Source organism: Acetobacter zythi, assembly GCF_963921165.1.
In the GTDB taxonomy this organism is placed as follows: Bacteria; Pseudomonadota; Alphaproteobacteria; order Acetobacterales; family Acetobacteraceae; genus Acetobacter.
Genome location: NZ_CAWUEO010000001.1, coordinates 687,161 through 708,483, shown reverse-complemented (window position 1 = coordinate 708,483; position 21,323 = coordinate 687,161). Strand labels below are relative to the sequence as shown.

The 21,323-nt window shown below is 57.1% G+C and carries 18 protein-coding genes and 1 tRNA gene; 11 read left to right on the top strand and 8 right to left on the bottom strand.

Going from position 1 to position 21,323, the window contains the following annotated elements; genetic code table 11:
* From AABE20_RS03400 to AABE20_RS03380, 5 genes are all read right to left on the bottom strand, one after another.
* Positions 1-1,020 carry an NAD(P)/FAD-dependent oxidoreductase gene (locus AABE20_RS03400; RefSeq protein WP_338331805.1) on the bottom strand — a complete coding sequence of 340 codons (1,020 nt, stop codon included), beginning with the start codon at positions 1,018-1,020 and terminating at the stop codon, positions 1-3.
* A 174-nt stretch (positions 1,021-1,194) separates the two neighbouring features.
* Positions 1,195-2,415 carry an NADP-dependent isocitrate dehydrogenase gene (locus AABE20_RS03395; RefSeq protein WP_338331804.1) on the bottom strand — a complete coding sequence of 407 codons (1,221 nt, stop codon included), beginning with the start codon at positions 2,413-2,415 and terminating at the stop codon, positions 1,195-1,197.
* Between the two features lie 262 nt (positions 2,416-2,677).
* Positions 2,678-3,121 carry a hypothetical protein gene (locus tag AABE20_RS03390; protein ID WP_338331803.1) on the bottom strand — a complete coding sequence of 148 codons (444 nt, stop codon included), beginning with the start codon at positions 3,119-3,121 and terminating at the stop codon, positions 2,678-2,680.
* A 196-nt stretch (positions 3,122-3,317) separates the two neighbouring features.
* Positions 3,318-3,393, bottom strand: a tRNA-His gene (locus AABE20_RS03385).
* A gap of 78 nt (positions 3,394-3,471) precedes the next feature.
* Positions 3,472-4,632 carry an aminotransferase gene (locus tag AABE20_RS03380; RefSeq protein WP_338331802.1) on the bottom strand — a complete coding sequence of 387 codons (1,161 nt, stop codon included), beginning with the start codon at positions 4,630-4,632 and terminating at the stop codon, positions 3,472-3,474.
* 241 nt (positions 4,633-4,873) lie between these two features.
* Here AABE20_RS03380 and AABE20_RS03375 point away from each other — a divergent pair, with 241 nt between their 5' ends.
* The 10 genes from AABE20_RS03375 to AABE20_RS03330 all read left to right on the top strand — a co-directional run bounded on the left by AABE20_RS03375 (position 4,874) and on the right by AABE20_RS03330 (position 18,196).
* Positions 4,874-5,212, top strand: a complete 339-nt coding sequence (locus tag AABE20_RS03375; RefSeq protein WP_025826259.1) for a P-II family nitrogen regulator — start codon at positions 4,874-4,876, stop codon at positions 5,210-5,212.
* A 102-nt stretch (positions 5,213-5,314) separates the two neighbouring features.
* Positions 5,315-6,760, top strand: coding sequence for a type I glutamate--ammonia ligase (glnA, locus tag AABE20_RS03370; protein WP_338331801.1), 1,446 nt, complete (start codon positions 5,315-5,317; stop codon positions 6,758-6,760).
* A 210-nt stretch (positions 6,761-6,970) separates the two neighbouring features.
* A complete protein-coding gene (locus tag AABE20_RS03365) occupies positions 6,971-9,406 on the top strand; it encodes a glucose/quinate/shikimate family membrane-bound PQQ-dependent dehydrogenase (protein WP_338331800.1) in 2,436 nt (811 codons plus the stop codon).
* Positions 9,407-9,471: 65 nt separating this feature from the next.
* Positions 9,472-9,720, top strand: coding sequence for a hypothetical protein (locus AABE20_RS03360; RefSeq protein ID WP_338331879.1), 249 nt, complete (start codon positions 9,472-9,474; stop codon positions 9,718-9,720).
* A gap of 14 nt (positions 9,721-9,734) precedes the next feature.
* Positions 9,735-10,370, top strand: a complete 636-nt coding sequence (locus AABE20_RS03355) for a helix-turn-helix transcriptional regulator (RefSeq protein WP_338331799.1) — start codon at positions 9,735-9,737, stop codon at positions 10,368-10,370.
* A gap of 148 nt (positions 10,371-10,518) precedes the next feature.
* Positions 10,519-12,558 (top strand): putative bifunctional diguanylate cyclase/phosphodiesterase, encoded by a 2,040-nt coding sequence (locus tag AABE20_RS03350; protein WP_338331878.1) that lies wholly within the window; start codon positions 10,519-10,521, stop codon positions 12,556-12,558.
* A gap of 135 nt (positions 12,559-12,693) precedes the next feature.
* Entirely contained in the window at positions 12,694-14,499 is a 1,806-nt protein-coding gene (lepA, locus tag AABE20_RS03345) for a translation elongation factor 4 (RefSeq protein WP_338331798.1), read from the top strand.
* A 123-nt stretch (positions 14,500-14,622) separates the two neighbouring features.
* Positions 14,623-15,798, top strand: a complete 1,176-nt coding sequence (metX, locus tag AABE20_RS03340; protein ID WP_338331797.1) for a homoserine O-acetyltransferase MetX — start codon at positions 14,623-14,625, stop codon at positions 15,796-15,798.
* Positions 15,798-16,397, top strand: coding sequence for a methionine biosynthesis protein MetW (gene metW / locus AABE20_RS03335; RefSeq protein WP_165991471.1), 600 nt, complete (start codon positions 15,798-15,800; stop codon positions 16,395-16,397). Before metX ends, metW begins: the two co-directional genes overlap by 1 nt.
* A 494-nt stretch (positions 16,398-16,891) precedes the next feature.
* Positions 16,892-18,196 carry a DEAD/DEAH box helicase gene (locus AABE20_RS03330; protein ID WP_338331796.1) on the top strand — a complete coding sequence of 435 codons (1,305 nt, stop codon included), beginning with the start codon at positions 16,892-16,894 and terminating at the stop codon, positions 18,194-18,196.
* Between the two features lie 50 nt (positions 18,197-18,246).
* Here AABE20_RS03330 and AABE20_RS03325 read toward each other — a convergent pair whose 3' ends face one another.
* The 3 genes from AABE20_RS03325 to AABE20_RS03315 form a co-directional block, all read right to left on the bottom strand.
* A complete protein-coding gene (locus AABE20_RS03325) occupies positions 18,247-19,113 on the bottom strand; it encodes an endonuclease/exonuclease/phosphatase family protein (protein ID WP_338331795.1) in 867 nt (288 codons plus the stop codon).
* A 40-nt stretch (positions 19,114-19,153) separates the two neighbouring features.
* A complete protein-coding gene (locus AABE20_RS03320; RefSeq protein WP_338331794.1) occupies positions 19,154-19,852 on the bottom strand; it encodes a carbonic anhydrase in 699 nt (232 codons plus the stop codon).
* Between the two features lie 135 nt (positions 19,853-19,987).
* A complete protein-coding gene (locus tag AABE20_RS03315) occupies positions 19,988-20,605 on the bottom strand; it encodes a LabA-like NYN domain-containing protein (RefSeq protein ID WP_338331793.1) in 618 nt (205 codons plus the stop codon).
* Between the two features lie 182 nt (positions 20,606-20,787).
* Here AABE20_RS03315 and folK point away from each other — a divergent pair, with 182 nt between their 5' ends.
* Positions 20,788-21,303, top strand: a complete 516-nt coding sequence (gene folK, locus AABE20_RS03310) for a 2-amino-4-hydroxy-6-hydroxymethyldihydropteridine diphosphokinase (RefSeq protein ID WP_338331792.1) — start codon at positions 20,788-20,790, stop codon at positions 21,301-21,303.
* Positions 21,304-21,323: the final 20 nt, after the last annotated feature.

Here is a 21,323-nt window from a genome sequence, read left to right as displayed (position 1 = left end):
TTACGCGGCGGGCACGCCTTTGCTGGTCGAATATTCAAAGTGCAGAGCCTGCTCGGGGTAAATAATGGGGTGGATGGCGTGGGCCGCCATTGCGGCTTCGCTAAAGCCTTGCAGGATCAGTTTGAGCTTGCCCGGATAGGTGGCCACATCCCCAATGGCAAAAATGCCCGCAAGGCTTGTCTCGCAATTGGAAGGGGTGACGGGAATGGTGGACCGCTGTGTGTCCATCCCCCAGCGGGCAACGGGGCCAAGGTCGGTTGCCAGACCAAAGAAGGGGAGCAGCACATCCGCTTCCAGCGTGCGGGTGGCGCCATCCATGTCGATCACATCTACACCGCTGAGTGCGCCATTGGTCCCTTGCAGGCCGTGGAGCTGGTAGGGCACTACTTTTTCAATCTGCCCGGCGGCTACGGCCTCGTCGAGCTGGCGCAGGCTTTCGGGTGCGCCACGGAAGCGGTCGCGGCGGTGGACCAGATACAGCTTGGCGGCTGTGTCCTTGAGCGAGAGCGTCCAGTCCAGAGCCGAATCCCCCCCGCCAGCAATAACAATGCGTTTGTTCTGGAAGTCCGCCTTGCGGCGCACATAGTATTGTACGGCGCCACTTTCCTCATACGCGCCCAAGCCATCCAGCGGCGGGCGGTTGGGGCCAAAAGCGCCAGCACCTGCTGCAATAATAACGGCTTTGGCGTGCAGGTGGGCACCTTTGTCGGTGGTAAGGGTAAAATCGCCCCGCTGCCCGCTCAGGCCTTCCACGCGGTGTTTGAGCAGGCGGGGAATGTCGAACGGCGCAATCTGGCGTTCAAGATTGGCAATGAGTTCGGCCCCTTCCACGGCGGGGCAGGCGGGAATGTCGTAGATCGGTTTTTCGGGGTAGAGAGCCGCGCACTGGCCGCCGACTTCGGGCAGCACGTCAATCAGCACGCAACGCAGGCGCAGCATGGCGCATTGGAAAGCGGCAAACAGCCCGGCCGGGCCTGCCCCTATAATGGCAACGTCTGTTTCTGCGGGGGTGACTGACATGCGCAGGGTCCTGCTCTTAAGGTTATGTTCAGATTCAAAGCCCTGTTTTGCGTCAGTGCTGGTTTGGACGCAATGGCAAATGGCGTGTTCTGGAGCATATTTGGCAGGGTCTGCGGTGCTTGTGCATGTGGGGGCAAAGGCAGGCCCGAAGCATCCGGGCCTGCGGGTAAGGGGTCAGGCTTTGGCCAGTTCCTTTTTAAGCCGTTCGTCCAGCACGTCCAGAAAGGGCTGGGTATCCAGCCACTGGGCGTTTTTGCCAACGAGCAGGGCAAGGTCTTTGGTCATTTGTCCGCCTTCTACTGTATCGATGCACACTTTTTCCAGTGTGTTGGCAAAGTGGACCACGTCTGGCGTGTTATCAAACCGTCCACGGTAAGCCAGCCCACGAGTCCATGCAAAAATGGAGGCAATGGGGTTGGTGCTGGTGGGTTTGCCCTTCTGGTGTTCGCGGTAGTGGCGCGTTACGGTGCCGTGGGCGGCTTCGGCCTCCACCACATCGCCCGAGGGGCTGAGCAGGACGGAGGTCATCAGCCCAAGGCTGCCAAAACCCTGTGCCACAATGTCGCTCTCTACATCGCCATCGTAGTTTTTGCAGGCCCATACGTAGCCGCCGGGCCATTTGAGCGCGCAGGCCACCATGTCATCAATCAGGCGGTGTTCGTAAGTCAGGCCCAGTTTTTCAAACTCGGCTTTGAACTCGGTTTCGTACACCTGTGCAAACACATCTTTGAACATGCCGTCATAGGCTTTGAGAATAGTGTTCTTGGTGGACAGGTAGACCGGCAGCCTGCGGTCCCGCCCGTAGGAGAGGGAGGCGCGGGCGAACCCTTCAATGGAGGCGCGGGTGTTGTGCATGCCCAGTGTGACGCCGGGACCTTTGAAGTCATGTACATCCAGCGTAATGGGTTCGCCCCCATCATCTGGCACATAATTCAGGGTAACCTTGCCGGGGCCGGGAATTTTTGTTTCCACCGCACGGTAGATATCCCCATAGGCATGGCGGCCAATGACAATCGGCTTGGTCCAGTGGGGGACCAGACGCGGCACGTTGGAGCAGATGATGGGTTCGCGGAAAATGGTGCCGTCCAGAATGTTGCGGATGGTGCCATTGGGGGAGCGGTACATTTTTTTCAGGCCGAATTCCGTCACGCGGGCTTCGTCTGGTGTGATGGTGGCGCATTTGACCGCAACGCCGTAGCGTTTTGTGGCTTCGGCGGCGTCAACCGTGACCTGATCGTTCGTGGCGTCGCGGTGTTCGATGCCCAGATCGTAATATTTGAGGTCAATATCCAGATAAGGCAGAATCAGCCGTTCGCGGATGAAGTGCCAGATAATGCGGGTCATTTCATCCCCGTCCATTTCTACAACCGGGTTTTTGACCTTGATTTTAGCCATGATTACCAATCCATTTCCGACATGGTTTTTTTGTTGTTCTCACAAATGCTGCGCAATATGTATGAGCGTCATGCACTGTATGGATTGAACAGCTTGCCGCAGCCGTAAACAGCCCGGCAGTTCACATTCGGGACAGGAATAGTCGGTTTTGCGTGGATATCTGGCGGGAACAGGCCAGTTTATGCGGCTGGCACCCAGCCCATCACATTCCGGTCAGGTGCGGTTAATGGGGGCGTGGAGGTCTAGTTATCCCTTGCCCGCACTAGCGGGTGGGGGTGGGTGGCACCGATTGTAAAATGGGGTCCATGGGTGCGGTCATCTGTGCTTTTTTTTGCACAAGGGCCGAGTTCTCCTGCTCCTGAATCAGCCCGATCTCGCTCCCGAATTGATCGGGGGTATACAGTCCATCGCGCAGGTGTTGGGCGGCTTCCACCCCTTTGGATGCTCCTTCCATATAAATGGGAGCATAGGGGCCATAAGCCTGACGGCCATATTTTTGCGTGGCTCTGGCAAGGCAGCCCATCAGCTTGCTCATATTCTCTTCCGCCACTTCTCCGGGGCGGGTCTGGTAGGTATCCAGACAGGCCTGTTTGGCGTGGTACAATGCGGATTCCGCCGGGGGTGTGTTGGGTAACGGCTCAGTGGCCGCACAGGCGGGGAGCAGGACCAGCGCGAGCAGGCTTATGGGGGGCAACGTGCTTTGCATTGTATGGTCTTATGCCATTGCCGCCGTGTTGGAAAACACACCATGAAGGGATTCTGGTCTGAGCCGGGGCGTTAGCTGTGCTTTTTTGCTCAAACGCTCTGTGTTTGCGCAGGAGGGTGCTGGCGCACACGGCGCAACAAAGACATCTGCTGATGCCTGAGAGCGTAAGTGGTTTAATTGTATAGGAAATATATGCTGGGGCGAACGACGGGACTTGAACCCGCGACCACCGGTACCACAAACCGGCGCTCTACCAGCTGAGCTACGTCCGCCGCACAGCAAGCGGACGTTTAGAGAAAAGAGTGTGGTCCGTCAATTGGATAATTGCGCAATGGGTGGAAAAAACCGTTTTACCGGCTTTTCCATGCTTCCAGCCGGTTCAGGGCTTCTCTCAACACCTCCGGGCGTTTGCAAAAGGCAAAGCGGATCAAGTTGCGCGGTGGGTTGGTATCATAAAATGCAGAGGCGGGAATGGCTGTTACGCGGGCCTGCTCCGTAAGCAGGCGCGTAAACGCCACATCATCCAACCCGTTAGCCAGCGGAGTTATGTCGGCCATAACAAAGTAGCTGCCCTGATAAGGGAGCACGTTAAAGCCTAACCGTTGCAGGCCGGAGGCAAGAATGGTGCCCTGTGTGGCCATGCTCTGGGCAAGGGTTGCAAAATAGTCCGCATCCTTGTTCAGGCCAAAGGCTACGGCGCGTTGCAGGTTGGGGGCGGTTGCAAACACAAGGTTCTGGTGGGCTTTGGCCACAACGCCAGCCAATGGGGCAGGGGCGGTAACGTAACCCACCTTCCAGCCGGTCAGGGAAAAACTCTTGCCTGCGCTGCCAATACGGACACACCGTTCGCGCATGCCGGGTAGGGTCATGAGCGAGATGTGGGGCGTATTGAAGACCAGATGTTCATAAACCTCATCGCAGATGGCGAATGTATCGTGCTGTTGCACGAGTGAGGCGATAAAAGCCAGCTCATCGGCAGTAAAGACCTTGCCGGTCGGGTTCATGGGGGAATTGAGGATGATGGCCTTGGTGCGGGCGGAAAAAGCATTGGCCAGTGCGTGCCTTGGCAAGGCCCAGTCCGGGGCTTCCAGCCGTACAATGCGCGGAATTCCCCCCAACTGGCGGATAACGGGCAGATAGGTGTCGTACAGGGGTTCCATCAGCACGATTTCATCCCCCGGCTCGATCAGTGCCATAAGGGATGCGGCCAGTGCCTCGGTCGCACCGGATGTGACAATAATTTCCGAATCGGCGTCCACCGTAATGCCCTGAAAACGCAGATTGGCCTGCGCTACCGCAGTGCGTAGCTCGGGCAGTCCTGTTAGGGGCGCATACTGGTTCTGTCCGTCAAGCAGGGCATCGGCTGCAAGGCGAATCATGTCCTGCGGGCCTTCCTGATCAGGAAAACCCTGCCCCAGATTAACGGCGTCATGCTGGCGGGCCAGTGCGGACATAACCGTAAAAATTGTGACAGGGAGAGCGGCAAGTTGGCTGTTAAATGCTTTTGTCATTGCAAATTCCCTTGCCCGGCAGGCGAAAAAGAAGAAAGAAGGAGACGGAACCGAAACGGTCGGGATGAAACGCGAGTTTAATGCTTTACCGATACAAATTCGCATCTACCCGATTGCCCGGCGGGTCAAGCCGTGCAAGTGTGTTCGGGTCTGGTGCCTGAGGTTTGTAACGGGTCAGGCAAAAGAACAAGAGAGTACAGGCCCCCATGTGGGTCCAGCAACGGTGTGTTGACGACGCGAGATGAAAAAGATCGAGGCCATTATAAAGCCCTTCAAGCTTGATGAAGTGAAGGAAGCCCTTCACGAGCTCGGGTTGCAGGGTATTACCGTGATCGAAGCCAAGGGTTTCGGGCGCCAGAAAGGCCATACAGAGCTTTATCGCGGCGCTGAATACATTGTTGACTTTCTTCCTAAGATGAAAATCGAGGTTGTCTGTCCCGCTTCCATGGTGGAGCGCGCTGTGGAGGCTATTTCCACCGCGGCGCGCACCGGACGGATCGGTGATGGCAAAATTTTCGTGATCCCGGTGGATGATGTAGTGCGAATCCGCACGGGTGAGCGAGGGGAAGACGCGATCTGATTTTTGCTGCATGCCAGCAGGATCGGGCAAGGCGGGCTCCACAATTCCACAGCATGTTTCCGCAGGGTGCGGAACACAACAGGCTTTTTAGGTGAAGAGAGCATGGTGAAGAAAACAGCTTCGGCGGGCGACAGCAAGGCTGCTGCAATTGCCAAGGTTTTTGACCTGATTCAGGAACATTCGGTCGAACTGGTTGACCTGCGGTTTACGGACACGCACGGCAAGTGGCAGCACACGTGCCAGCACGTCAGCACCATTGAGGAAGACAGCTTTACCGACGGCTTTATGTTCGACGGGTCTTCCATTGCAGGGTGGAAAGCCATTAACGAAAGCGACATGGTTCTGCTGCCCGACCCCACGTCGGCTGTTATGGACCCGTTTTCTGCCCGTCCGCAGCTTATTCTGTTCTGCGACATTATCGAACCGTCCACCGGGCAGCCCTATAACCGCGACCCGCGCTCCACCGCCAAGCTGGCCGAGCAGTATCTGAAGTCCTCCGGTCTGGGTGACACGGCCTTTTTTGGCCCCGAAGCCGAGTTCTTCATTTTCGATAACGTCCAGTTCGGCACGGGCCCCAACTACGGCACCTACCAGCTTGACAGCATTGAAGGCCCCGATGCGTCCCTTAAGGACTACCCCGAAGGCAACATGGGCCATCGTCCGGGTGTGAAGGGTGGCTACTTCCCCGTGGCGCCTGTTGACAGCGAAAGCGACCTGCGCGCTGAAATGCTGGCAACAATGGGCGAAATGGGTCTGGCGATTGAAAAGCACCACCATGAAGTGGCGCAGTCCCAGCATGAACTTGGCACCAAGTTTGAAACGCTGGTGCGCTCTGCCGACTTCATGCAGATCTACAAATACTGTGTGCACAACGTGGCGCACTCCTATGGCAAGACCGCCACGTTCATGCCGAAGCCAATTTTTGGCGATAACGGCTCGGGCATGCACGTCCACCAGTCCATCTGGAAAGACGGCAAGTCCACCTTTGCTGGCAATGGTTATGCTGACCTGTCCGATACGGCGCTGTACTACATCGGCGGGATCATCAAGCATGCCAAGGCTCTGAACGCCTTTACCAACCCGTCCACCAACTCCTACAAGCGTCTGATTCCGGGCTTTGAAGCACCCGTGCTGCTGGCTTACTCTGCCCGCAACCGCTCTGCTTCGTGCCGTATTCCGTACGCAACCAGCCCGAAGGCCAAGCGCGTTGAAGTGCGCTTCCCCGACCCCACGGCAAACCCCTATCTGGCATTCTCCGCAATGCTGATGGCCGGTCTGGACGGTATTAAGAACAAGATCCACCCTGGCGATGCCATGGACAAGGATCTGTACGACCTGCCGCCCGAAGAACTGAAGCAGATCCCCACCGTTGCTGGCTCCCTGCGTGAAGCGCTGGAAGCTCTGAGCGCTGATCACGAGTTCCTGCTTGCTGGTGGCGTGTTCACCAAAGACCAGATTGAAAGCTACATCACCCTGAAATGGAATGATGTGTACCGCTTTGAACACACGCCGCACCCGGTTGAGTTCGAAATGTACTACTCCGTCTAATACCCTGCCCTTAGGGGCTGAGTAGTGGATGTTAAAAGGCGCGGCCCTCTTTTGGGGGTCGCGTTTTTTTTTGAGATATTCTGAAATGAAAACTTATTCATTTTTCGATTATAATATGCTATATTTGTTCGTAAATAATATTGATTAACGCTCGAATGACCGTTCCCAAGCAATAGAATGGCTTTCTGCAACACAAGGAGAGTGTCGGTCATGCAAGGCGGCCGTTCCCATAGTCTGTCAAAAATCACGGCATTGATCTGTATCGTGCTTGGCTTTGTTCTGGCTGGAGGAGGGGGCTGGCTGGCCGCACTGGATGGCTCTGCTTTTTATGTTGTGTGTGGTCTGGCCCTTATGGGCACAGGTCTGCTGCTATGGGTGCAGCGGCGGGAGGCTTTGTGGCTTTACGCGGCTGTGGCTGCGGGCACGCTGGTCTGGTCCGTGGCCGAAGCCGGGTTTGACTTTTGGGCGCTTGCCCCCCGGGGGGATGTGGTGCTGCCTCTGGGCCTGTGGCTGCTGCTGCCTTTTGTTTCTGGCGCGTTAAGGCCCGTATCCTTTTGGAACCGTATTCCCCTTGCCGCGGTTATTCTGGCCGGGGTCGGGCTGTATGGGTATGCGCTAACGCAGGACCCGCAGGATGTGGCGGGTGTGCTGCCCCGTGCAAAGGCCGTTTATGCGGGCATGCAACTCCCCGGCGATGCAACCGCTGTGCCTGCGCAGGACTGGCCTGCTTATGGGCGCACGCAGGCGGGGGACCGTTACTCCCCCCTCAACCAGATTACAACGGGTAATGTCGATCAGCTAAAAGTAGCCTGGACATTCAGAACCCATGACCTGCATGGCCCCGACGACCCGGCGGAAACCACGGATGAGGCAACGCCAATCAAAATTGGCAACACGCTATATGTGTGTTCGCCCCATCAGATCGTCTTTGCGCTGGATGCGGCTACAGGCAGGCAGATATGGCGTTTTGACCCCAAACTGGTGGTTAATCCAACTTTCCAGCATCTGACCTGCCGTGGTGTGTCCTATGCGGCTACCCCAGCACTTGCGGCTGAGGCGCCAGTTGGAGAACCCACTACGGCTACGGCTACGGCTACGGCTACGGCTACGTCATGCGCGGAACGCATCTTTTTGCCGACCAATGATGGACGGCTGGTGGCGCTGGATGCCCGAACGGGTCTGGCCTGCCCGGCATTTGGCAACAGGGGCGTTGTGGACCTGACCGATGGCATGCCCATGCGCGTCCTTGGTTTTTACGAGCCAACATCCCCCCCGGTTGTTACGGACAAGCTGGTCATTATTTCTGGTGCGGTGACGGATAACTACTCCACGCATGAGCCATCAGGCGTTACGCGGGCGTATGACCTGTATAACGGCAAGCTGGTCTGGGCGTTTGATCCGGGGAACCCGGACCCTAACGCACTACCGTCCGAGACCCACCAGTACACGCCCAATTCTCCCAATTCGTGGATTGTCTCGTCCTATGATGCCAAGCTGGGGCTGATCTACATTCCCACAGGTGTTGCAACGCCCGACATATGGGGCGGTAAGCGCACGGATATACAGGAGCGGTACGCATCGGGCATTCTGGCGCTGGATGCGAACACGGGGCGCAAAGTCTGGTTTTATCAGACTGTCCACCACGATCTGTGGGATATGGATGTGCCCGCCCAGCCCAGCCTGATCGACTTCCGGCAGGAGGATGGCACGGTTGTGCCCGCATTGTACGCGCCAGCCAAAACAGGCAATATTTTTGTGCTCGACCGCCGGAACGGCCAGTTGCTGGTGCCCGCCCCCGAGCAGGCCGTGCCGCAGGGGGCTGCGGCGGGTGACCATGTTGCCCCCACCCAGCCGTTTTCGCAGCTGACTTTCCGGCCCAGGAACAATCTGACGGACAGGGATATGTGGGGAGCCACCATGCTGGACCAGTTGGTGTGCCGGATCATGTTCAAAAAACTGCGTTACGAAGGGCCGTTTACGCCGCCTTCCGTGCAGGGCACGCTGGTATTCCCCGGTAATCTGGGCATGTTTGAATGGGGCGGTCTGGCCGTGGACCCTGTGCGGCAGGTGGCGTTTGCCAACCCTATTGCCATTCCGTTTGTCTCCCGCCTTGTGCCGCGCCCGACCGAGAATCAGGTCGTGCCACCCCATACGCATGACCCTGCCGCCGCAGGGGGGGAGAATGGGTTGCAGCCCCAATATGGCACGCCATTTGGGGTGGAGCTTAATCCGTTCCTTTCCCCTTTGGGCATTCCCTGCAAGCAGCCGGGATGGGGGTATGTGGCTGGTGTGGACCTGAAGACCAACACCATTCTCTGGCAGCACCGCAACGGCACAACGCGGGACAGCTCCCCCCTGCCGTTTGGCTTTAAGGTTGGTATTCCCTCCCTTGGTGGACCCATTATTACCGCAGGTGGCGTGGCGTTCCTGACCTCCACAGCCGATTATTACATCCGGGCGTATGACGTTACGACCGGCAAGGTCCTGTGGGAGGACCGGCTGCCCGCAGGGGGGCAGTCCACCCCCATGACGTACGAGGCCAATGGCCGCCAGTATGTTGTTACGGTGGATGGGGGGCATGGCTCCTTTGGTACCAAAGAGGGGGATTACATTGTGGCTTACGCCCTGCCAGAAGCCCCGCGTTGATAACGGGTGGGGCGCTGGGGGCGTAAGCCTTGCAGTTCCATGCAGGATCGGTGATCCTGCGTGGAATGTGGAAAGAACCCTATTTGGAGACGTGCTGCCGCTCCGCCCTGCACAGGCTCTACCTTGCTGGTCCGGGTGGCCGCCCCGGCGGCCTGAAGGATGACCCATGCCTTGAGCGGCTCGAACGGATGGGGCTGGCAGGGCGGAATACTCAGGAACGTTTTGTGGCGACGGATGCAGGACTGGCACGCCATGCACAGGAGGTGTTGAAGCAGCCGGGCAAGCCCGCGTCAGTCCCTCCACCGCGCTCATGATCCCGCAGGCGCATATGGTCTGGCATACGCTGGACGGCCTTGCGCGCGAACGTGGGTTTACCCCTTCTGCTCTTGCGCGTGCGGCAGGGCTGGATGCCACGGCCCTTAATCCTTCGCGCAGGGTGGGGGCGAGTGGGAGCATGCGCTGGCCATCCCTGCCAACCCTTTTGCGTGTGCTGGATGTTCTACAGGTGCCCCTGTCGGTTTTTGCCGGGTATGTGGGGGGGGAGGGTATAAACACCCCGCCATTGCGTACCGGGGCGGGCATGCTGCGTGCTCTGCCCTATTCCATGCTGGAGCAGGACGGGGTGTTTGATTCGCAGGGGCTGCCCTGTGGCCCGCTGTGGGAGAATGAGACCTCTTCGGGCCTATGGGCGGCAGAACCCGATGCCTACGTTGTGCGGGTGGATACCGATGGCATGGAACCGGTGGTGCGCGATGGCGGGTCGGTTGTTGTGGTGCCTTCGCTCCCCGTGCGTGAGGGGGACAGGGTTTTGATGCACGGCCCCGGGCGTGAACCCGTTATGGGCCTGATGCTTGAGACCGATGCAGGGCAGGGTCTCTGCTCTTTTCGGGGGGCGGACGTGTATGCAGTGCCCACGCAGGAAGGGCTTGCGTGGCTACACAGGATTGTCATGATGACGGTGTGAGAAAAATCATTTTTACAAAGAATGTTCCGAATAATGTTGCATACTCTCGTGTTTGTTACGGCGCGTTTTGGTCAGTTTTGGATTTATTGAAGTAGATTTTCAAAATGTATTTTGTTTTCAATATGTTGAGCAATGGGGCGTGCGTCTGATGATGGTTGTGCGGTGCGTTCTTGGTCAGCATGACCTCGGGCTGGTCTTTGTGGCCGCTTTGCTGTGCTTCTCTGGTTCAGGGGTGACCGCGTCTTTGTTCCGGCATGCTCTGCGTGCCAAAAATAACCAGTGGTATGCGTGGCTTTTTTTGACCGCCCTCTCCAGTGGCGTTGCAATCTGGTGCACCCATTTTGTCGCCATGCTGGGGTACGCGGGGGACACATCCGCACGCTTTGACCCATTACTGACGAGTATATCCCTCCTGATTGCCGTGTTTGGCAGCACCATTGGGTTTATGCTGGCAACGTGTCGTTTTGCCCGTTTTCTGCCCGAAGCAGGGGGCGTTATTGTCGGGCTGTCCATTGTGGCCATGCATTACACGGGCATGCTGGCCTATCGGGTGCAGGGGCATACAACTTGGAATGTACCCTGCCTTGTTGTGTCGGTGCTGGCGGCGGTTGTGCTGTGCGTGCTGGCCGTGCGGGCAGGGGTACGGCCGGGGCGGCGCGCAAGTGCGTGTATGGCTGGTGTGCTCGCGCTTGCTGTTCTGTCCGTCCATTTTATTGGCATGGCGGCATACCATGTACAGGCCGTGCCGCTGGTTGCAGGCATGGTCTCTGGCCCTAATGATTCTATGGTGCTGGCCGTAGCCATTGCCATTATGTCCTTCCTTATTCTTGGGGGCGGGCTGGTCAGCGGCATGATTGATGATAGTTCGCGCGCAGAATCGGTTGAAAAACTGCGCCGCATGGCCCTGAACGACACATTGACCGGCCTGCCCAACCGCCTGAACTTCCACCAGCGCCTTGATTTTGAACTGGAGTGGGCGCGCGAAAATAACGGCAGGCTGGCCCTTATCGGGATCGACCTGAACAGATTTAAGGAAATTAACGATCTGCGCGGCCACAGGGCGGGGGACGAGGTCCTGCGCATTCTGGGGCGGAGGCTGCGCGGGCTTTTGCAAGATAGCAGTGGCGAATTTATTGCCCGCACCGGGGGGGACGAGTTTTTGGCCTTGTGCCGCGTTGCCTCGCGCGAGCAGATCAAAGGATTTTTGATCAGGCTGGAGGAGGTTTTGTTCAAGCCCATCCGCTTTGAGGAGTCAGAGGTTCTGCCCGGCGCCAGTCTGGGTGTTGCCATATGGCCCGACCACGCGGCGGATAAGGAAACCCTGATCAACAATGCCGATCTGGCCATGTATCGCGCCAAGGCCGATCCGGGCAGGCACCCGTGTTTTTATGAACCCTCGATGGATGAAAAAGTGCGCACGCGGCGCAAGCTCGCAGCAGACCTGCGGCAGGCCGTCAAGGCGGGGCAACTGAGCATCTGCTATCAGGTGCAAAGAGTGATCGCCACGGGGGAAATCCGGGGTTACGAGGCACTGGTGCGTTGGCAGCACCCCACGCGCGGCACCATTATGCCAGACGACTTTATTCCGCTGGCCGAGGAGAGCGACCTTATTTTGCAAATAGGGGAATGGGTGCTCCGCTCCGTATGTGCCGAGGCCGTGCAGTGGCGTCAGCCCTACAAGGTTGCGGTCAACCTGTCGGGCATGCAGTTTGTCCATACGGATATTGCACGCATTGTGGCCAATGTTCTGGAGGAAACGGGGCTGCCACCCCAGCGGCTGGAACTGGAACTGACAGAATCGACCATTATTGCCGATCAGGCCCGTGCCCTGCAGGTACTCCACCAGATCAAGGACATGGGGGTCAGTCTGGCGTTGGATGATTTTGGTACGGGGTATTCCTCGCTGGATACGCTGCGCCGTTTTCCTTTTGACCGTATAAAAATCGACCGCTCCTTTTTTGGCGCCACCCAGACCAGCGAACACACGCAGGCCGTTGTGCGTGCCGTGCTCGCGCTGGGCAAAGCGTTCGATATTCCCGTTATGGCGGAGGGGATCGAGACAACGGACCAGTTGAGCATGCTCAATGCCGCCGGGTGTGATGAGGCACAGGGGTTTTTGCTTGGTCGGCCTTCATCGCTGGCGGATATTGTTAAAAATGGTCAGATCACCATCAATTGTGTTCTCTAGGTTACGCGGTTTTCCCTGCTGGTTGCAGGGGTGCTGGCAGGGCAATGCACCCGTGCGTTAAAAAATTGCGCGAAAGTGGCGCCCGGAGCAGAGGAACAGGCTGACTTTTCTGTTGATTTACCGTAAAGGGGCAGCATGACCGATGTACCCCTTTCGCTCATCCGCAATTTTTCCATCATCGCACATATCGATCATGGAAAATCCACTCTGGCCGACCGCCTGATTCAGGCGTGTGGAGCCCTGACTGCCCGCGAGATGACCAATCAGGTTCTTGATAATATGGATCTGGAGCGGGAGCGTGGCATTACCATTAAAGCGCAGACCGTCCGGCTCACCTATCCTGCAAAGGATGGCAAGACCTACGTTCTTAATCTGATGGACACGCCCGGACACGTTGACTTTGCCTACGAAGTCAGTCGCTCCCTTGCCGCGTGTGAAGGCTCGCTGCTGGTGGTGGACGCATCCCAGGGGGTGGAAGCCCAGACTCTGGCTAACGTCTATCAGGCCATAGACGCCAATCACGAGATTGTGCCCGTGCTCAACAAGGTGGATCTGCCTGCGGCAGAGCCTGAGCGTGTGAAGGCGCAGATTGAAGAAGTTATTGGCATTCCAGCCGATGATGCGGTCGAAATTTCGGCCAAGACCGGGCTGAACATCGAAGGTGTTCTGGAAGCTGTGGTCACCCGCCTGCCCCCACCCAAAGGGGATGCGGAAAAACCGTTGCAGGCCATGCTGGTCGATAGCTGGTACGACCCCTATCTGGGCGTGATCGTGCTTGTGCGTATTAAGGAAGGCCGCCTCAAACGGGGTATGAAGGTCCGCATGATGTCCTCTGGTGCGGTGCATCAGGTGGATCAGGTTGGTGTGTTCTCCCCGCGCATGACATCGGTAGAAAGCCTTGGTCCGGGCGAGATGGGGTTCATTAACGCAGCCATTAAAACCGTGGCGGACTGCAATGTGGGCGATACGATTACTGATGACCGTCGCCCCGCCGCAACGCCATTGCCGGGCTTTAAGCCCTCTATCCCGGTTGTGTGGTGTGGTCTTTACCCCATTGTCTCGGATGATTTTGAAAAGCTGCGCGACAGCCTTGCCAAGCTGCGCCTGAACGATGCGTCTTTCCACTATGAGGCGGAAACATCGGCGGCCCTTGGCTTTGGGTTCCGTTGTGGCTTCCTTGGTCTGCTCCATCTGGAAATCATTCAGGAGCGTCTCTCCCGCGAGTTCGATCTGGACCTGATCGCAACAGCCCCCTCTGTTGTTTACAAGGTCTATCGCACCAATGGGGAGATGGAAGAACTCCATAACCCGGCCGACATGCCCGATGGCTCCCTGATCGAAAAAATCGAGGAACCATGGATTAAGGCCAACATTATGGTGCCAGATGAATATCTGGGCGCGGTTCTGACCCTGTGTACGGAGCGTCGCGGTATTCAGGTCGACCTGACCTATGTGGGCAACCGGGCCATGGCCGTCTATCGCCTTCCGTTGAACGAGGTGGTGTTCGACTTCTATGACCGGCTCAAGTCGCTCACACGCGGTTACGCCAGCTTTGATTACCAGATGGATGGGTATGAGGAGAGCGATCTTGTGCGCATCTCCATTCTGGTCAATCAGGAGCCGGTGGATGCGCTGTGCTTTATTGCGCACCGCTCCGCCGCCGAAACACGGGGGCGCTCCATTTGCGCGCGTCTTAAAGACCTGATTCCCCGGCAGTTGTTCAAAATCGCCATTCAGGCGGCTATTGGCAGCCGGGTCATTGCGCGTGAGACCATTGGTGCCCTGTCCAAGGATGTGACGGCCAAATGTTATGGTGGGGACATCTCACGTAAGCGCAAACTGCTGGAAAAGCAGAAAGAGGGTAAAAAGCGCATGCGCCAGTTTGGTAAGGTGGAAATTCCACAAAGCGCCTTCCTTGCTGCGCTCAAGATGGAACACTAGGTATTCAGCACCGGCATTCTGCCTGAATGTGGCCGGTATACCCCCGGTCTGGCAATGCTGGTGTAACCGGGGCCGAAACTGTTTTTTACCCGGCTTGTCCGGGGTGGAGAATGCAGCGGGAATATGAACAGCACAACGCCCCTTACCGTTGGTGATCACCCGCATGCCAGTTTTCCCGAAGGGGTGGAACTGGATTGCGGGGTAACACTGGCGCCTGTTGATATTGCGTATTGTACGTATGGTCAGCTCTCGCCCCAAAAAGACAATGCCATTCTGATCTGCCACGCCTTTACGGGTGACCAGTATGTGGCGGAAAAGCACCCCCTTACAGGCAAACCGGGCTGGTGGGAGCGTATGGTCGGTCCGGGCAAGCCGATTGATACCAACCGTTTTTTTGTGATCTGCTCCAACGTTCTGGGGGGGTGCATGGGCAGCACCGGGCCGCGCTCCCCACGGACGGATGGGCAGGGTAGCCCGAACGAACTGTGGGGCACTGCGTTCCCCCCCATTACCATTCGCGATATGGTGCGTGCCCAGCACAAGCTGGTGCGCAGTTTGGGTATTGAGCGGCTGTTTGCGGTGGTGGGTGGCTCCATGGGGGGGATGCAGGTGCTCGAATGGGCCGTCACCTACCCGCAGATGATGCTTGCGGTCATGCCCATTGCCACGGCTCCTTACCATTCCGCCCAGAATATTGCGTTTAACGAGGTTGGGCGTCAGGCCATTATCGCCGATCCAGACTGGCGTGGTGGACGGTACTGGGAGGCCGATGTGGTGCCCGCGCGCGGGTTGGCTGTTGCGCGTATGATGGCGCACATTACCTACCTGTCGGAGGAGGCGCTCACCCGCAAGTTCGGGCGGCGCATGCGCCGTGGACCAGCAGGCGGGCAGGGGCCGGAAGGCCCGGTTTCCACCTTTGGCGATATTTTTGAAGTGGAATCCTACCTGCGGTATCAAGGCTCCAGCTTTGTGCGGCGGTTTGACGCCAACTCGTACCTGAGCATCACACGGGCTATGGACTGGTTCGATATTGCTGCTGACCATGATGGCGAGTTAACACCCGCCTTTGCGGGTACGGCGGTGCGGTTCTGTGTTGTGTCTTTTTCCTCGGACTGGCTCTTCCCCACATCGGCTGCGCGCACGCTGGCCCGCGCACTCAACAGAGCCGCGGCCAACGTCTCGTTCGTTGAAATTGAAACGGATAAAGGCCACGATGCCTTTTTGCTGGATGAACCGGACTTTGACCGGACCGTGCGTGGCTTTTTGTGTGGTGTTGCCGAACATGCAGGACTGTCCTGATGCGTCTTGACCAACGCCTGATCGCGGACATGATCGAACCCCGCACCCGCGTGCTCGATATTGGGAGCGGGGATGGCACACTGATCGGCCATTTATACCGTGAGCGTGGGTGTGATGCCCGCGGTATTGAACTGAATATGGAACTGGTGACCCGCTCCGTAGCCCACGGCCTGCCCGTTGTGCATGGGGATGCGGACCACGATCTGGCCTATTACCCCGACCATTCGTTTGATTACGTGGTGCTCCAGCGGACCTTGCAGGCGGTTGAACGCCCAAGGGAAGTTTTGCGGCAGATGCTACGGATAGGTCGGTACGCCATCGTCTCGTTTCCGAATTTCGGGCATTGGCAACTTCGGTTGCGGCTGCTGCTGGGTGGGTGCATGCCCATGACCGCCGTATGGCATACCCCGTGGTATGAGACGCCCAATATCCACCCCTGCACGATTCGGGATTTTCTCGAACTCTGCCGCAAGGATGGGTATATCGTGGAAAAATGGTTGGCAGTGGATGAAGATGGAGAGCGTGCCCCGTGGCGGCGTTCCATAAGACTGGCTAATCTGTTTGGGGAGCAGGCCCTGTTTTTGTTGCGCAGGCGCTAGGCATTACCCCGTGACAGGTGTTGCGCAAACGTTTGGATTTATGGGCGATTATTAACAGGGGACTAAAAAATAAGTTAGAATTCAAGGCGTTTTTAAGCGCTGCGGATTGCGTGCCGCATGGAGCGGTTGTGCAAAAATATATTAAAAATACTAGTTATATGATAAAAAACCTGTATATATCGGGTGTCTGATGATCGTGATTTGCAGATGTTGTAACAGTTCTGCGGGCTGCTTATTTTCGGACCAATATGGTACGGAACCCTTGCGGGGCGCTCAGACTGCTTTTATATAATTCTTCCAAGACAGTATGCGCGGGATGCATGATTCCGAAAATTTCTTATTCTGTCTGTAATGTAATAAAATTCATGCTGACCTGTCCGTCCGGTCTGGCTTAGAGACGGTTCTGCTCTGTCATCAATTTTGGTTTGGTAGTGCGTGACTGAAAATAAGGTGGATGTGACTGGTTTTCAGGTGCATGGAGAGGTTGCCCCTAAATGACTACTTTTTCGGATCTGAAACTAGCAGCCCCCCTGCTGCAGGCGCTGACGGATCAAGGGTACGAAATACCTACCCCCATTCAGGCGGGTTCCATTCCGCATCTGCTTGCAGGGCGTGATCTGTTAGGTCTTGCACAGACAGGAACAGGCAAGACCGCATCTTTTGCGCTGCCGATCCTGCAGCATCTGCATAACAACCCCAAGGCCACGGCTCCCAAGCAGCCGCGTGTTCTGGTGCTGGCCCCCACGCGTGAACTGGTCGCCCAGATCAGCGACAGCTTCAAAGCTTATGCGCGGTACATGAAGTTTTCGCAGGCTGTTGTGTTCGGTGGTGTGGGGCAGGGCCGGCAGGTCGAAGCCATGCGCCGCGGGGTGGATGTGCTTGTGGCTGCTCCCGGTCGCCTGCTGGACCTGATCGGTCAGGGGTATATCGACCTTTCCGGGCTGGAAGTCCTTGTGCTCGACGAAGCGGACCGTATGCTGGATATGGGCTTCGTGCGCGATATCCGCCGGATTATGAGCTACGTTCCCGCGCAGCGGCAGACCCTGCTGTTCTCGGCCACAATGCCCAAAAGCATTGAAGACCTTGCAGCATCCTTGCTGAACAACCCTGCACGGGTGGAAGTGGCCCCCCCGTCGAGCACGGTTGACCGCATCCAGCAGGCTATCATGTTCGTCAATGGCACCAGCGATAAGCGCGATGCACTGTTGACGATGGTGGAATCTGACAAGGTTGCCCGTGCCGTGGTGTTCACGCTGATGAAGCATGAAGCCAACAAGGTTGCCGAGTTCTTGAACAAGAACAGCGTTACGGCCGAGGCTATTCACGGCAACAAGTCTCAGGGTGCGCGTGAGCGGGCCATGAAGGGTTTCCGTGCCGGTTCGGTCAAGGTGCTGGTCGCAACCGACATTGCCGCACGTGGGATTGACGTGGATGAAGTCAGCCACGTGTTCAACTACGATCTGCCCAATGTGCCAGAAAGCTACGTGCACCGTATTGGCCGTACCGCCCGTGCCGGGCGTGATGGCTGGGCCGTTTCCTTCTGTGATGCGGAACAGCGCGCGTGGCTGAAGGATATTGAAAAAACAATCGGGAAGTCCATTCCCGTTGTGCGCGATCATCCGTGGCATTCGGAAGAAGCCGAGTTTTCCACGCAGCGTCCGCCCGTTCTGGGTGGCGGTGGTGGCGGCCGGGGCCGTGGTGGCCCGCCGCGTAATGGCGGCGGCGGTGGCCGCGGTGGTCCGCCACGCCGCTCTGGTGGGCGTCCGGGGTCTTCACACCGGTCTGGCGCTCACGCCTGATTGGGCAAGAGTTCTAAAAAAGGTCGCTACGGAAACGTAGCGGCCTTTTTTTATGGTGTTTTGTGTTGCGGTATATGCAGGGTAATGGAAACGGGGCAGTGGTCGCTCAGTGTTGTGCCTGTATTTTGTGGAATGGTCATAACCCGTAGTGAGTCCGGTTCTTTCCACTGGGGTGCTGCCCCTCCGAGCAGAATATGATCTATAAAAGAACTGCCATTCAGGCATGGGCTGGCATGGCCCGCGGTCACAAGGTCTAGTGGGGTTATCTGGTTAAGGGCTATAAACAACGGGTCTGTGCGCGTCATGCGGCGGTTAAAATCCCCAATAATAGCAAAGGATTCTCCGTTATGGACCCTTTGGATCAACCAGTCCTGCAAGGCGCGGAACTGCTGGAATAGAATGGGGCAGGCATGGTGTGTTTCGGATAGAGGGTTATCCCAGCAGCCGGTTTTGAAATGAACAACCAAAATCCGTAAGTCCGTGCCTCCTGTCAGGATGGTCACATCCAGCCCGCTGCGTAAGCGGTGCTGTGTTGCTGCGGGGCTGAGTGCCAGAGCGGTCACATCCGGGTTGCGCCTTATGCCTAGCCCCTGCCGCACGGCGAGTGCTGTATGCTGCGCTACATCATCACCAGACACAAAAATCTGGTAATCCTGCGTGTTAAACAGGCGCGCAAGGGTTGCGGAATCACCGACCTCCTGCAAACCGATCAGGTCGGGGTGCAGGCGTTGGGCATATGTGGCTAACGCGGCAAAGTCTTGCGCGGTTCTGTGGGGAATATCAGGGGGTAACTGGGGAGCATTCTGCGCCTGTGGGGCCAGAAGCCAGTCCATATTCCATGTGCTGATTTTGAGTGTTTGCACAGGGGCCGCAAAGCTGCTGCTGGCCCAAAAAAAACCGGCACCCGCCAGAGCCATAAGGCCAAGACGCAGTGCCGGTGCGCAGAAACCAGACGTGTTATGCAGTTTCCTGCTCGGTCTGTTCTTGCAGTTTTTCAATAACGCCACTGATCGGAACGCTTGTGCGGGTCTGTTCATCCAGCACCGAGATTTCTCCAGTGCCAATGTCGTAGAACCACCCTTGCAGGAAGAGAGTGTTGCGTGCCAGCCCGGCAGCCACGGCAGGGTGGGTGCGCAGGTGGGCCAACTGGAGCAGCACGTTCTGTTCCGCAAGGCAGCGCACAGTGGCGGGGCCTGCATCATCAGAGCGCAGCGTGTTTACTGTTGCTGCGCGTGCGGCTTCGGCATTGCGCAGCCAGCTTTGCACCGTGGGCATTTTATCCAACCCGTTTTTTTCAGGTTCGAGCAATGCTTTCATGGCGCCGCAGTCGGAGTGGCCGCATACGATAATGGAGGAGACACCAAGCCCAAGCACTGCATATTCAATGGCGGAGGAAACACCTCCCAGCATTTCCCCATAGGCGGGAACCAGATTGCCAATGTTACGCAGAATAAACAGATCTCCCGGTTCGGTCTGGGTGATCAGGTTCGGGTTGATGCGGCTGTCGGCACAGGCAATGAACAGCGCGCCCGGAGCCTGCCCTTTGGCCAGACTGGCAAACAGGGCTTCCTTCGCGGGGAAAATTTCGGTGTTGAAGTGTTCAACACCACGCAGCAGAGAAAGCAGTTTGCTTCTGGCTTCGGAACATGTCGGCATCAGTTAACTCCAGAAAACCTTGACGTTTGGCCTAGGGCGAGCACTTGGCCCGTAATGGGGTGGTCTTAGGCCAAACGTGTGAGGAACAGATACGTTCTAGGGCATAGAGCAAAATTCTGTTTTGTAATATTTCGCTCAGCTTAGCGGATCATCCTCGGGTTCACTCATCTGGTCAGCCGGGTGGCGGACTGGTGCGGGGTTGGTGCGCGGGCGGTTGGGTTCTGTCTGGCGGCGGGTAAAGTTCGCACCCAGAGACGCCAGTTCTAGGAACTGGTCAGCCTGCCTGCGCAGGTCATCGCCAATGAGCGGTGGGGAGGAGCGCATGGAAGAGACAACGGATACGCGTGTACCCTGCCTTTGCACGGCTTCCACTACGCGGCGGAAGTCCGAATCCCCACTGAACAGAATGGCGTGGTCGATGTGTGGAGCCATTTCCATCATGTCCACCGCAATTTCGATGTCCATATTACCTTTTACGCGGCGTTTGCCGGTCGAATCCGTAAATTCGCGCGCAGGCTTGGTGACCAGAAAGTAGCCATTATAGGATAGCCAGTCCGTGAGTGGCTTAAGAGGGGAGTAATCCTCGGTGTCCAGAATGGCAGCGTAATAGTAAGCGCGAATCACATGCGTTTTGGCGGCAAAAAATTCGAGCAGTTTTTTGTAGTCAACATCAAAGCCAAGGCTGCGTGATGTTGAGTAAAGGCTGGATCCATCAATGAAAAGACAGGTTTTTTCATCTTTTTTCAGGTTCATGAGCGTAGTCCTCTAAATAAATTCACAGTTGTTTCTTTTGGGTTTCGATTATGTGGAAATGAAATTTTTATCATGCGGTTCGGAATGAAAGCCCCTCTGGCTGTTTGTTTGCAGGGCGTTCTTATAAAAGAGGCCCCAAATGTGTCCAAAACAAGATATTCCACTCAAGCGTGAGGCATTACATGGCGGAAGATCAAAATCATACCAGATCGGTCCTGATAGCAATAGGTGCAAATCTTCCTCTGGGCGAGCAATCCGCACTGAAAAGTTGCGAGCGGGCCGTGCAGGCCCTGCGGCAGGTGCCGGGGCTGGCCATACAGGCCATTTCCCGCTGGTATGAAAGCGCGCCTGTGCCGCCATCGGGGCAGCCCTCTTATGTGAATGGGGTTGTGCGGGGTGTAACGAGTCTGCCTCCTCTGGCATTGCTGGATCATCTTCAGAGCATAGAAACGCATCAGGGGCGCGTGCGTTCCGTGCCCAACGCTGCGCGCACGCTTGATCTGGATATTATTGACATGGATGCCCTGTGCCAGAACGGGGAGCGGCTGGTTCTGCCGCACCCCCGTGCGCATGAGCGCGCTTTTGTGCTATACCCTCTGGCGGATGTGCAGCCCGACTGGGTGCATCCGCTCACGCACCAGCACCTTGAGCAGTTGCTTGAAGCCGTGCAGGGGCAGGAAATCAGGGTCATCAGGTAATAAACCTTTCCTGCTGGGGG